Annotated in this window: 15 protein-coding genes; all 15 read left to right on the top strand. The window is 39.8% G+C overall.

The window, feature by feature from the left end; translation table 11 throughout:
- The 15 genes from gmk (at nt 1) to GJS41_RS07085 (ending at nt 13543) form a co-directional block, all read left to right on the top strand.
- Entirely contained in the window at nt 1-627 is a 627-nt protein-coding gene (gene gmk / locus GJS41_RS07155; RefSeq protein ID WP_154246597.1) for a guanylate kinase, read from the top strand.
- A gap of 64 nt (nt 628-691) precedes the next feature.
- Complete coding sequence (rpoZ, locus tag GJS41_RS07150; RefSeq protein WP_154246596.1) at nt 692-940, top strand: DNA-directed RNA polymerase subunit omega; 249 nt, start codon at nt 692-694, stop codon at nt 938-940.
- A gap of 38 nt (nt 941-978) precedes the next feature.
- On the top strand, nt 979-3084 hold the full coding sequence (gene spoT, locus GJS41_RS07145) for a bifunctional GTP diphosphokinase/guanosine-3',5'-bis pyrophosphate 3'-pyrophosphohydrolase (protein ID WP_154246595.1): 2106 nt from the start codon (nt 979-981) through the stop codon (nt 3082-3084).
- Nucleotides 3085-3130: 46 nt separating this feature from the next.
- Nucleotides 3131-3514, top strand: coding sequence for a RidA family protein (locus GJS41_RS07140; protein ID WP_154246594.1), 384 nt, complete (start codon nt 3131-3133; stop codon nt 3512-3514).
- Nucleotides 3515-3516: 2 nt separating this feature from the next.
- Complete coding sequence (gene trmH / locus GJS41_RS07135; protein WP_370515649.1) at nt 3517-4206, top strand: tRNA (guanosine(18)-2'-O)-methyltransferase TrmH; 690 nt, start codon at nt 3517-3519, stop codon at nt 4204-4206.
- A 95-nt stretch (nt 4207-4301) separates the two neighbouring features.
- Nucleotides 4302-5528 carry a DUF418 domain-containing protein gene (locus tag GJS41_RS07130; protein ID WP_154246593.1) on the top strand — a complete coding sequence of 409 codons (1227 nt, stop codon included), beginning with the start codon at nt 4302-4304 and terminating at the stop codon, nt 5526-5528.
- The gene (locus tag GJS41_RS07125; RefSeq protein ID WP_154246592.1) at nt 5491-6348 is read left to right on the top strand and encodes a rhodanese-like domain-containing protein; all 858 of its coding nucleotides are present in this window, start codon (nt 5491-5493) and stop codon (nt 6346-6348) included. Before GJS41_RS07130 ends, GJS41_RS07125 begins: the two co-directional genes overlap by 38 nt.
- A gap of 96 nt (nt 6349-6444) precedes the next feature.
- The gene (locus tag GJS41_RS07120) at nt 6445-7359 is read left to right on the top strand and encodes a hydrogen peroxide-inducible genes activator (RefSeq protein ID WP_154246591.1); all 915 of its coding nucleotides are present in this window, start codon (nt 6445-6447) and stop codon (nt 7357-7359) included.
- On the top strand, nt 7359-9443 hold the full coding sequence (gene recG / locus GJS41_RS07115) for an ATP-dependent DNA helicase RecG (RefSeq protein ID WP_154246590.1): 2085 nt from the start codon (nt 7359-7361) through the stop codon (nt 9441-9443). The genes GJS41_RS07120 and recG overlap by 1 nt, the downstream gene beginning before the upstream one ends.
- A 113-nt stretch (nt 9444-9556) precedes the next feature.
- Nucleotides 9557-10534 (top strand): malate dehydrogenase, encoded by a 978-nt coding sequence (locus tag GJS41_RS07110; protein ID WP_154246589.1) that lies wholly within the window; start codon nt 9557-9559, stop codon nt 10532-10534.
- A 194-nt stretch (nt 10535-10728) separates the two neighbouring features.
- Complete coding sequence (locus tag GJS41_RS07105; protein WP_154246588.1) at nt 10729-11220, top strand: hypothetical protein; 492 nt, start codon at nt 10729-10731, stop codon at nt 11218-11220.
- 30 nt (nt 11221-11250) lie between these two features.
- Nucleotides 11251-11688 (top strand): hypothetical protein, encoded by a 438-nt coding sequence (locus GJS41_RS07100; RefSeq protein ID WP_154246587.1) that lies wholly within the window; start codon nt 11251-11253, stop codon nt 11686-11688.
- Nucleotides 11689-11836: 148 nt separating this feature from the next.
- On the top strand, nt 11837-12349 hold the full coding sequence (locus tag GJS41_RS07095) for an RNA polymerase sigma factor (protein ID WP_154246586.1): 513 nt from the start codon (nt 11837-11839) through the stop codon (nt 12347-12349).
- A 17-nt stretch (nt 12350-12366) separates the two neighbouring features.
- Nucleotides 12367-12741, top strand: a complete 375-nt coding sequence (locus GJS41_RS07090) for a DUF6768 family protein (protein WP_154246585.1) — start codon at nt 12367-12369, stop codon at nt 12739-12741.
- A gap of 64 nt (nt 12742-12805) precedes the next feature.
- A complete protein-coding gene (locus GJS41_RS07085) occupies nt 12806-13543 on the top strand; it encodes an isoprenylcysteine carboxylmethyltransferase family protein (protein ID WP_227551266.1) in 738 nt (245 codons plus the stop codon).
- Nucleotide 13544: the final 1 nt, after the last annotated feature.

Below are 13544 nucleotides of genomic sequence, written 5' to 3'. Positions count from 1 at the left end.
ATGGGTAGCAAAGTTACTGGGATTTTATATGTAGTATCTGCGCCTTCAGGTGCAGGCAAGACCAGCTTACTTAAAGCGGTTTTGAATGAGCTGCCAACATTAAAACTCTCCGTATCGACTACAACTCGCCAGCAAAGACCGGGCGAAGAAGATGGTATCCATTATAACTTTGTCTCAGTTGAAGAGTTTAAAAGTATGCTTAAGCAAGACGCTTTTTTAGAGCATGCTGAAGTGTTCGGTAATTTTTACGGTACTAGCCAATGGTGGTTAGAAGAGCAATTGGCTGATGGCCAAGATGTAGTATTAGAAATTGATTGGCAAGGTGCACAACAGGTGCGAGAAATCATGCCGGATTGTCGCAGTATTTTTATTTTGCCACCATCGAAAGAAGAATTGTATTCGCGTCTGACCAATCGTGGTCAAGATAGTGAAGAAGTTATAGCGGGCCGAATGCAGGCAGCTAATAATGAAATTCAACACTATGCAGAATACGATTATGTGATTATTAATGATGATTTTGCAGTTGCAAAAGAAGAGCTTAAATCTATATTTATGGCGCAAGCGCAACGACTAGAAGTTCAGCAAGTAAAACATCAGGAATTAATAGAAGATTTATTAAGCAGTTGATCGATTAAAGCGATCAAGGCTAAGATTTAACTAGGAGCTAGACTCCAATAAGTGAGGTAAAAAAATGGCACGTGTAACAGTACAAGACGCAGTTGAACAAGTAGGTAACCGTTTCGATTTAATTATGTTGGCAGCCAAACGCGCTCGTCAAATCGCAACTGGCGGTCACGATCCTAAAGTGGATTGGGATAATGATAAACCAACGGTTGTTGCTTTACGTGAAATCGAAGAAGGTTTAACGGATAAGTTAACAGTGGCGGCTGATGAAAGAATGGCTAAAGCTGAACAAGAAAATGGTCCAGTCTTATTCTAGTTAACAGCTCAGTTACTAGAGTTTTATAAGGAACTATTATGATCTATTTCGCAGGTTTAAAGGAAGTTGCTGAGACTTATCTTGAACCTGCGCAAGTTGCTGATATTGAGCGTGCTTATTATGTTGCTAAATCCGCACATCAAGGACAAATGCGCTCAAGTGGTGACGAATATATTACCCATCCTGTTGCTGCCGCTTTAATTCTGGCGGAGTTAAGACTGGATCATCAAACCATCATGGCGGCGTTAATGCATGATGTGATTGAAGATACCGAAGTTACCAAAAAAGATTTGTCCGATCAGTTTGGCGAGCCGGTAGCTGAGCTAGTCGAAGGCGTGAGTAAACTAACTCAAATAAATTTCCGTTCTAAAGAAGAAGCCCAGGCAGAAAATTTTCGCAAGATGATGATGGCGATGGTTCAGGATATTCGTGTGATTCTGATCAAGCTTGCTGATCGAATGCACAATATGCAGACGCTCGGCTCTTTGCGACCCGATAAACGACGCAGGATAGCCCGAGAGACCTTGGAAATTTATGCACCAATTGCTAACCGCTTAGGTATTTATAAATTAAAGGAACAATTGGAGCTGTTGGGTTTTGCTAACATGCATCCAAGGCGCTACCAGATTTTAAAGTCAGCGGTTGATAAAGTTCGCGGTCGACGAAAAACCATCATTGAAGGAATTTCTGAGCAATTAAGGCAAAGACTAAAAGATTCACATATTAAAGGCACTGTTTTAGGTCGGGAAAAAAGTCTTTACAGCATTTACAAAAAAATGCGTGATAAAGTCGGCACCTTTAATGAAGTTATGGATATTTATGCCTTTAGAGTGATAACCGATAGCGAAGACTCTTGTTATCGTGTTTTAGGTCAGGTGCATAATTTATTTAAACCAATTCCTGGGCGTTTCAAAGACTATATTGCTATTCCGAAAGCGAACGGGTATCAATCACTCCACTCTATTTTACAATCCAAAGAACAAGTTCGTATCGAAGTACAAATCCGTACCGAATTGATGGATCAAATGGCTGAGCATGGCGTTGCCGCTCACTGGTTATACAAATCTGGTGATGCCTCTTTAGCAGAAAATAGAGCTAACGAATGGTTGCAAAGTTTGGTTGAGCTGCAAAAAAGCGCGGATGATTCGTTAGAGTTTATTGAGAACGTAAAAATTGATTTATTCCCGGATGAGGTTTATGTCTTCACCCCGAAAGGAAAAATTATCCAGTTGCCAAAAGGGGCTACACCCGTTGATTTTGCTTATGCGATACATACGGATGTGGGTAATTCTTGTATTGCGTGCAAAGTAGATAAACAATTTACTTCATTAAGCACTAAATTAACTAACGGCATGACCGTAGAAATTGTAACGGCGCCAGGTTCAAAACCTAATCCAGCCTGGTTAAGCTTTACGGTAAGCGGCAAAGCGCGAGCGAACATTCGTAATTTCGTTAAGAATATGCGTCATGACGAAGCGGTCAATCTAGGTTATAGATTGTTAGAGCAATCACTTTCGTCGTCGTTAGAGAATTATGAGGTTGAGCATTTAGAAGCCACAGCTAAGGCAATGAAATACGATACCTTCGAAGATTTGTTGTCCTCTATTGGTTTGGGCCGAATTGCTTCGGTTCTGGTGGCTCATCGAGTATCGATGGGTGATTGTAAAGAAGTCATAATCGAAAAAGAAATTCCAGAAAATGCTGAGCCATTAGCAATTAAGGGTACCGAGGGGTTAGTGGTAAATTATGCAAAATGTTGTCGCCCTATTCCTTATGATCCAATCGTTGCATACATTAGTGCGGGTAAAGGATTCACTATTCATCGTCAAGCTTGTCCCAATGTTAAACGTGCCCATAAACAAAATGATCGTTATATTCCAGTTGAATGGTCAACAGAAGTAACCGGTGAGTTTTCCTGTGAATTGGAAATAGAAGTATTTAATGGCCGTGGAGTATTGGCTCAAATTACTAGTATTATTTCAAATCAAGATATCAATATTGTGAATGTAAAAATTGATGAGCTGGATGGTAATATTAATATCCTTAACTTTGAAGTAAAAGTTGATAATAGAGCGCACTTGGCTTCAATTATTAAAAAGTTAAGAGTAGTACCTTTCGTCAATAAGGTGCAACGTAAGTTATAAAACTGATTCATTAAAAAATAGAAAAAAATTATCGAAAGAGAACACTATGAGCAAAAAGATTATTCATACCGATAAGGCCCCAGCAGCTATTGGTACTTATTCACAAGCGGTTCAAGCTGGCGATACGCTATACCTATCTGGACAAATCCCTTTAATACCAGAAACCATGCAGCTGGTTGAAAGTTTCGAGCAACAGGTTCATCAAGTTTTTAAAAATATAACTGCGGTTTGTGAGGCCGCTGGCGCTTCGTTGCAAGATATAGTGAAGTTAAACATTTTTATGTTGGATCTAGCAAACTTTGCTACGGTTAATGAAATTATGGCTGAATATTTCGAGCAACCTTATCCGGCAAGAGCTGCAATAGGTGTTAAGGAATTACCGAAAGGAGCAGCTATTGAAATGGATGGTGTGGTTTATTTAGGAAAATAAGAGTGTTGGATCAAAAACCAGAACGGCTGCAAAAAATTTTAAAGTTGGTAGCAAACCGACAGCCAGATTTGACGGTGTTTATGGAAGAAGTCCATAAGCCACATAACTTAGCAGCTATCGTACGAACAGCGGATGCTGTGGGCATTGGCGAGGTGCATGCAACTTTTCCAGAAGATGTAAAATATACCGGACATCACACAGCAAGTGGTTCAAAGCGTTGGGTAAAAACTCACCGCCATGAGAGTTTATTACAAGGAGTAGAAGTTGCTCGCGAAAAAGGTATGCAGGTTTTATGTGCACACTTTTCTGAACAAGCAGTGGATTTTCGTACTATAGATTATACTAAACCTACTTGTTTGCTGGTTGGCTCTGAATTAGTTGGAGTGTCAGAATCGGCCGCTGCCATTGCTGATCAACATGTCATTATTCCAATGTTAGGAATGGTGCAGTCTCTGAACGTCTCAGTAGCAACCGCTTTAATTCTATACGAAGCACAGCGACAAAGAGCAGAAGCGGAGATGTATGGTCAATGCAAAATGCCTCAAGAGGAAGTAGATTTTTTGATTTTTAAATCGCTCCATCCTACGGTTAAACAGTATTGCGATGAAAACCAACTACGCTACCCTAAATTAAACGAAGTTGGTGAAATCGATGATGCCGACTGGGATAAGCTTCGAAAATTGTCTCATTAGGCTTGAGGGCAGATAACAAATCGTTACTAATTTGTTTTTCTAGCCGAGGGTCGATTAGGTTATAGTGTTAGGGATAGTAGTAAAGGACTAATACAATGACAACAAGCCCAGTAACCCAATCAGAACGTTTCTACTCGATGGACTTAATTCGAGGCGTCGCGATCTTGGGTATTTTAGTGATGAACATCTCAACATTTGCTGATGTGAACTCATTTTATATGAACCCCTATGTTTATGGCGAACCAAGCGATGCTAATTTAACCACTTGGTTACTTACCCACTTCTTTGCCGATCAAAAATTCTATACGATTTTTTCTATGTTATTCGGTGCAGGAATTATGCTAATGGCTCAGCGCGCTAGCAGCAAAGGGACAGCCCCGGGCCCCATCCATTATCGTCGAATGGGGATCTTGCTAGTGTTTGGCTTAATGCATGGCTTTCTAGTTTGGTATGGAGATATTTTAACAACCTATGCGTTAATGGGGATGTGGGTTTATTTATTTGCTCTCAGTAGCCAAGCAAAAACAAAACTCTATGTGGGAGCGGCTTTGCTAGGTTTATTTTTCTTAGTAATGTATGGCTTCTCATTTTTATTCCAATTTGTACCGGAAGCTGACTCAAAAGAAATGATAGAGGGTTTCTACCCGTCGCAAGAAATGATTGACGATGAGGTTGCAGCTTATAAAGGTGGTTGGTTTGATAACTTAGCCCATAGAGCTAAGTTTTATGGTTTGGCTTTAGCTAATATGCTAACCCTGGTGGGACCAATGCGAATTGGTGGTGCCATGTTGATTGGTATGGCTTTATATCAAAACGGTGTTTTAACAGCACAAAAAGATACCGGCTTTTACCTCAAGTTTACTTTAATCATGGCGCTGTTTGGTATTGGTCTTCAATGGTTTGACTATTACATATTAGTGCAAGGAAACTTTAGTTTTGAAGCCCTGTGGTTGTCATTTGGATCGATTAACAGTGCAGCGGCAGTATTTATCGCTTTGGCCTATATTGGATTACTCTGCTTGTGGGTAAAGTCTGATACGCTTGCTTGGTTTAGACGTAAATTTGAAGCTGTAGGTCAAATGGCTTTCACAAATTACATTATGCAGTCGCTAATTTGTACGACTTTATTTTATGGATTTGGTTTGGGTTGGTTTGCAGAGTTAGAGCGCTATGAGCTATATTATGTCGTGGCTTCTATATTTGTAGCGCAACTGGTTTGGTCAGAACTTTGGCTAAAAAAATTCTATTTTGGCCCTTTAGAATGGCTATGGCGTTCATTAACTTATGGCAAAGCACAGCCCTTCTCTCGCGCTCACTCTTAATCCGTTAGATAAGGATAAGAATCCAGTAATTGACCTTCGCCCTGCATCAGAATTTATTGCAGGGCATTTGCCCTATTCCGCCAGTTTGCCTTTAGCAGATTTGGAAGGATCATGGCATGAATTGCCTCCAAAGAAAACGCCGCTAATTGTTGTTGCGAATCAAAAAGATTTCCCCTATCTGAAAGAGCTATTTGCACTACAAGACTATCCAATTGTTGAGATCCTATCTGAAGAAGATTTATTCCATTCGAAATTACAGGTGGGGAATCTCAGTCAAAGGCTATGGCGTGGGAATCCCTTGTTAGAAAACCATATACAGCTAATTAAAGCACATCTTTCAAAGGCAGACGCTAAAGTTTTTGATATAGGTTCAGGTTCTGGGCGTGATTCACTTTTTTTAAGATTGCATGGTTTGCGTGCAGTAGCGATTGACAATAATCGTTTTGCTTTAGAACGATTAGGGCACTTTAGTGAACGATGGAATCTACCGGTAACGGCTAAAAATTTAGATCTACAAAACCAAGCTTTGGAGCTTGAGCAGTTAATGCTTGCTCAAAAGCCACAATTAATAGTACAGGCTCGCTATTTGCATCGTCCTCTATTGGAAATCTACAAAAAAAGTTTAGCGCCAGGCGCTATGCTGGCGATCCATACTTTTACGGAAAAAGCAGCTGAATTTGGTAAGCCAAAAAATCCAGCTTATTTATTACGCGATGGCGAGTTAGAAGAAACTTTCGCCGGTTGGCAGTTATTAGTTAATGAGGAACACCGCTTAGCTGATGGACGTCCTTTATCGATGTTTCTAGCGCGTAAAAGATAAGACTTTGTAAAAAAATTAGTAAAGCGTTATTATTTATCTTATTAATGAATAATTTGAAATAGATAGCTCTAGGCTATCGTTTCATTAGAGACGCTTATGACTCTTACAGAATTCCGTTACATAGTTGCCGTTGCCCGAGAACAACATTTTGGTCGAGCTGCTGAAGCATGCTTTGTGAGTCAGCCAACATTGAGTGTTGGCGTAAAAAAATTGGAAGAGCAATTAGGGGTGATTATTTTCGAGCGTAGTAAGTCTGATGTAAAAGTCACTCCACAAGGCCAAAGAATTGTTGAGCAAGCGCAAGCCATATTAGAGCAAGTGGATCAATTGAAATTAGAGGCAAGCGAGAATTCAGATCAATTAGAAGGTGCATTGAAAATTGGGGCTATTTTTACCATTGGTCCTTATTTGTTTCCAAATCTAGTTCCTGAGCTGCGACGTATAGCGCCAAAAATGCCACTGCATATTGATGAAGACTATACTCATAATTTAAAAACAAAATTACGCAATGGCGAGTTGGACGCTATTTTTATTGCTTTACCATTCGATGAAGCTGAAATCGATACCATTCCTTTATACGAAGAAGAGTTCTTAGCTTTGTTACCGCCAAAACATCCATGGATTAAGAAAGATAAACTGTATTTAGCGGACATCGCTGATGAAGTGATGATTATGCTTGGTGCGGGACATTGCTTTCGCGATCAGGTGCTAGAAGCTTGCCCCCAATGTCGAGATAATAGCTTAAACCCGCAAAAAGATTGGATTACCGGCTCTTCTTTAGAAACGATTCGGCATATGGTGGCCAGTGGTTTAGGTGTTAGTGTTATTCCAGCTTCCGCTGCCGACTACCATAACGAAAAACTATCCTTAGTAGTGAAACCTTTTTCTCAGCCGGTACCTAGTAGAAAAATAGCCATAGCTTTTCGTCGTAGTTTTCCACGAAAAGATGCTTTGCAGTTATTGCAGAAAGCGGTAAATCCTAGCCTAATGCATGGGACTGAAGTTATATAATGTCCATCGGCTCTTTAACAGAAATAGCGGTTGATGAATTAAAAGGTGTCGGTCCTAAATTAAAAGAAAAGTTAGCCAAGCTAGAGATCGAGAATTTACAAGATTTACTATTTCACTTGCCCTTGAGATACGAAGACCGCACTCAAGTAAAGCCTTTGATAGAAACTCAAGATGGCGAACGCGTCATGATACGAGTGACCGTTCAACACAGCCAAATTCAATTTGGCAAAAGGCGATCATTAATTTGCCGAGCTTACGATCAAACCGCTTCTATTGATTTTCGTTTTTTTCATTTTATGTCAGCACAGCAAAAAAAATTACAAGCTGGTGTAGAGCTATATGCATTTGGTGAAGTACGCCGCTTCGGTCGTATTCTACAAATGGTGCATCCGGAAATTACTTATCTAAGTGATGAGCAAGAAGCGCCCTTGCTGGATTCATTAACGCCAGTCTATCCGACCACGGAGGGTTTGCATCAAGCATCATGGCGTAAATTACAAAAACAAGCATTGCAATATTTAAGGAAAAATCCGATCCAGGATTTGATGCCCCGAGCATTGATTGATCAATGGCAATTGATGGAAATTACACTAGCTCTGTTATGGTTGCATGAACCGCCAAAGAATACCCGGGTGGAAGATTTAAGCAGTGAGCAATCGCCAGCGATAAAGCGTTTAATCTATGAAGAGCTATTGGCACAACAATTGAGTATGCAGTTGCAGCGAAAGCGATTACAAAAAGACAGCGCTTTTGTGATGGTGAATAAAGGTAAATGGAATCGAAAGTTGTTAGCAGGGCTGCCTTTTACACCAACTAAGGCACAAGAAAGAGTCTCTGCCGAAATTATTCACGATCTGCAATCGAGCCAGCCGATGTTGCGATTATTACAAGGCGACGTCGGCGCTGGAAAAACCCTTGTCTCAGCCTTGGCAGCATTTCATGCCATTGAATCTGGCTTTCAGGTGGCTATTATGTCGCCTACAGAAATTTTAGCCGAGCAACATCTTAATAGCTTTAAAAATTGGTGCCAGCAACTAGGAATAAAAGTTGCTTATTTAGTGGGCAAGTTAAAAGCTGCTGAACGCCGTGAATCATTAGCGCTGATTGCGACTGGTGAAGCTCAATTAATTGTAGGAACCCATGCACTTTTTCAAGAAGAAGTGGCTTTCCACAATTTAGGTTTAGCAATTATTGATGAGCAACATCGATTTGGGGTTAAACAGCGATTGGCATTAAAAAATAAAGCACCGCAGGGAAAGCAGCTGCATCAGTTAATGATGACGGCAACGCCAATTCCCAGGACTTTGGCTATGACTGCCTATGCAGATATGGATCTGTCGATCATTGATGAATTGCCCCCCGGCAGAACACCAATTCAAACCATGGCTATTTCCGAGCAAAAGCGCGATCAAGTGATTGAACGAATTGAAAAAGCATGTCTTGATGAAAACCGCCAGGTCTATTGGGTGTGTACATTAATTGAAGAGTCTGAAGAAATTCAAAGCCAAGCGGCTGAAACCACTGCAAACTTACTGGCACAAGAGCTTCAAAGTTGTCGTATTGGTCTGATTCATGGCCGACTTAAATCTGAGCAAAAACAATTGGTTATGCAAAAATTTAAAGCTGCAGAAATAGATGTCCTGATAGCTACCACGGTTATTGAGGTAGGGGTGGATGTACCGAACGCTAGCTTAATGATCATAGAAAATCCTGAAAGGTTAGGTCTAGCGCAATTACACCAATTGCGCGGGCGAGTGGGTCGTGGGACGGTCGATAGCCATTGCTTAATGCTCTACGGACATCCGCTTTCAGACAATGCTAAGTCAAGAATTCAGATTATGCGTGAAACTAATGATGGCTTTGTAATAGCGGAAGAGGACTTAAGGCTCAGAGGGCCGGGTGAATTCTTAGGAACTCGCCAAACCGGCGAAATGACACTGCAATTTGCTGACATTGTTAAGAATGCAGCGTTAATTCCAGAAATTCAACAAGCAGCAAAAATTATGATTAAAGAGTCGCCGAAAGTCGCGCAAGCCTTGTACAGACGTTGGTTAGGCTATCGACATGAGCTAGCCGATGTTTAAAGGCTTTTAGCCCGATAGCATAGGATTTCTATGCTAATTATGGTAAAGTTGCAGCCCTAAAATTTCCCCCTTTTGTTATAAAAGATTGTTAATTGAAAATTGAGGATTCAGGAATGAAACAGCCTGTTCGCGTTACAGTTACCGGTGCTGCCGGCCAAATTTGTTATTCATTATTATTTCGTATTGCTAGCGGTGAAATGCTAGGCAGCGACCAGCCAGTGATTTTAAACCTTTTGGAAATCACGCCAGCACTTAAAGTGTGTGAAGCTGTTGCGATGGAATTAAATGATTGTGCATTCCCATTAGTAAAAGATATCGTTGTAACTGACGATCCAGCAGTAGCTTTTAAAGATTCGCAAATCGGCTTAATGGTTGGCGCGAAACCGCGTGGACCTGGCATGGAGCGTAAAGACTTAATCGCAGACAATGGTCGAATCTTCAGTTCATTAGGTAAAGTGATTGACCAAGTTGCCGATAAGAACATTAAAATTTGTGTAGTGGGTAATCCAGCAAACACTAACGCATTTATCCTAGCAGCGAATGCTCCTAGCATTAACCAGCGCAACATCACGGCTTTAACGCGTCTTGATCACAACCGTGCTTTATATCAGCTAGCTGAAAAATCAAGTTCTGACATTTCTGATATCAAGAAAATGATTATCTGGGGTAATCACTCAGTAACTCAAGTACCTGATATTGCGTTCGCTACTGTAGCAGGCGGCAATGCGGCAGACAAAGTTGACGCAGCCTGGGCAAAAGATGACTTTATGCCAACCGTTGCTAAACGTGGCGCAGCAGTAATCGCGGCTCGCGGTTCTTCTTCTGCAGCTTCAGCCGCAAACGCAGTTTTAGATCACATGCGCGACTGGTGCTTAGGTTCTGAGGCCGGCGATTGGGTATCAATGGCTGTTCCGTCAGACGGTTCATATGGTGTTGAGAAAGGTTTGATCTATTCATACCCAGTGGTTTGTAAAGATGGTGATTACGAAATCGTACAAGGTCTAGAAGTGTCAGATTTCATCAAAGGCAAAATGGATGAGTCTGAGCAAGAGCTTATAGAAGAAAAAGCAACGGTAGCTGATTTAATTTAATTAAATACAACTTATTTTTTATGAAAAAGCCCAGCAATTGCTGGGCTTTTTTATAAAAAGTGTAAATAAATCAAACACTAACAAGTCATCTATGCATTAAAAAGTCTGCTAGTTCAGACTTTAGGTAATTGAAAACGATAGTTGCTTTACAGCATCTAAAATAATTGTAATATCAATAACAAAAGGAGAGGTTAATGAAAACGTTAATTGGGATTAGTTTGGTTCAATTTGTCTTATTAGTATTTGTATCGATCAAAGTAATTCAACTTTCTAACGACTCAAGCCAATCAGTAATTTCGCCCCAAGAAGCTAAGGCAATACAGGAATACTCAGGGACGAAGAATAACCATCTCAACTTTTCAGAAAGCAAAACTCTGTCAGAAGTTAATATAAGAACCATTATTAGGGAAGAGTTAGGTTTATTTGTTGCTAGTACTCAAAATATCCAGCAAGACGATATTGAGCAAAACAATAGTCAGGAAAGCTTTATGGCTGAAATATCTGATGGTATTGAGCAAAACATTAAAAACCAAATCGATTTTTCCATTAGTGATGGTAACGTTTCTGAAAAAGAATTAGCACTTTTGGAGTCCGAACTAGCAAAATTAAATAAAAAAGATCGACAAAAAATACTCAATCATTTATCTGAAGTAATGAGTAGGGCTGGCGCAACTATTTCAAATTAATTTAAATCACCATAATAGAAGGAAGATACTATGAAGATAAAAGCTATAGTCTTTAGTTTAATAATGGCACTTATGCCAATAACGCTTTGGGCAGGTTTAACTCAGCCTGCGCCGGTAACCATAGATGAAGAAAACCGAATTGCACAAGGTGATATGGTAACGGCACGATTTTCAGACAATGATCAGGAATTAATAGGTTGCGGTGTGCGTAAATTTAGCACTGGCGAAGATACTGTTTTGTCATTTGCATTTTGCCAGGCTCGATTAGCCGAAGATGTTAACATTGTGTGTAATACACAAAATCCAGAGCTAGTGAATGCCATTGATTCGATCAGTGATTATTCATTCGTGACCTTTAGTTGGAATGAAGAGAATGAGTGTACTCGAATTGGTAACTCAACTCAGTCTTTCTATATTCCAAACTTTAAACTGAAAAAAGTTAAGAAAAAAGATAATGATGACGATTAATCAACGCTCATTAAAAAAACCCAGTTTAAGCTGGGTTTTTTTTGCTTAAATTTTTGTAGATCTCACTTTCATGAGAATAACATTTACTATTAAATGAACCTATTATTATTCTAATTCGTCTAGTTATTAAAGTCTTAAAATAAATGATATGAAAACAAGTCGTGAAGAACTATTGGTAATCTCAGCGCAAGCAGGTAATGAGGAAGCCTTGACTGAGCTTTATCGACAGTTCTATCAGCCGCTATTGAAGTTTGCTTATAAACTTTGTGGTCATCATGATTGGGCGCAAGATGCTGTGCAGGATGTATGGCTGGATGCTGCTAAGAAGCTACTTAAATTGAATGACCCTAAAGCTTTTAGAAGTTGGATGTATCGAGCAGTACGTTGGCGTTGTATAGATATCGCTCGGAAAGCTAATAAAACCGAACAAATGAGTGAGTCAGAAGTAGTAGTGCCTACGGAACAATTGCAGGTGGTAGATTCAGGTCTCTTAAGGTTGATTCAAGAATTACCAGAAGTAGAGCGACAAGCGATTTATTTATTTTACTTAGAAGAGTTTTCCTTAGTTGAAATTTCGATCGTATTGGAAGTGCCTCAAGGTACCGTGAAATCACGTTTAAATAGAGCAAGGAAAAACTTGAAAGTTTTGTTAACAAATTAAAAAATGAGGTAACTATTATGAATATTGATGAGCGTATTAAAAAAGAACTTGAATCTGAATCAGCAAAGCTAGATGAAATTTTAGCAGAAGAACCAGGTCTGTTCGGCCGAGTGGCATCTATATTCAAAGGCAGTTTAAAAATATGGGTGATTTTTGTGAATGTCTTTGTCATGTTTTTTACGGTCATAATGATTTGGATGGGTTACGAGTTTTTTGTAGCGATGAGCACTGATGATCGAATATTTTATGGGGTTATAGCTCTAGCGGCATTAAAAGCACAAGTGTCTCTAAAAGAGTGGCTTTTTAGCGAAATGCGAAGAAGTTCATTGATGCGAGAAATAAAGCGGTTAGAGCTTAGCATTGAGCACTTACAAGCTAGCATAAAAAGCTGAGACATTGACTCAGCTGCAAAAATCGTTAAGGTAACTAGCAATTTTACAATAATTTAGGCTAGTTATGAGTCCTACCCAAAAGAGTATTTCCAAGGTTCCGAAAACAGCGTTGTTTATGCGCAAAATGACTGATTATCTAACCTTGGATTTTCTGGGCGGGCCAAGGCCTTGGAAATTTTCATGGGTTATCAACTTTCAAAAAGCGGGCACTTTTTTCTTCCTGGGTTTTTTAATGTGGTATTACCAAAATACCAGCCTGGATGCCTGGGTATATTTAGCATTACATGGCAGTTACGGCTTGGTTTGGATTATGAAAGATGTGGCTTTTCCTGATCCTAATTGGCAGCGAAAAATTACCATCGGTGGAGGTTTAGTCGCATTTTTTGGAGTGTTGTTTTGGTATTGGATCTTTGGCTGGTTACTAATTTCAGGAACTGTCGTGCCTAATTATCCTTTACCTGATTATGCCTGGTATGCCCTGTGTATTTCTTTATGTATGTTAGGTTCAGTCATAATGATAGCGGCGGATGCACAGAAGTTTTATACCTTGCGAGTTCAAAAAGGATTAATTACCGACGGTATGCACAAGCATATTCGTCATCCTAATTATCTTGGCGAAATGATGATTTACGGTAGTTTTGCCTTAATGGTTTGGCATTGGTTACCGGTTATTATTTTAGCCTATGTATGGCTGGGTGTATTTGCGGTGAATATGGTGTTAAAAGAAGCCAGTATGTCACGTTATGAAGAATGGGCAAAGTATAAAGAAAAAACCCATTGGTTAATTCCGGGCATTTTTTAGT

Source organism: Kangiella sp. HZ709 (assembly GCF_009674675.1).
Classification (GTDB): domain Bacteria; phylum Pseudomonadota; class Gammaproteobacteria; order Enterobacterales; family Kangiellaceae; genus Kangiella.
Note: the sequence above shows the minus strand (reverse complement) of the source record. Positions and strands in the feature narration are given on the sequence as shown.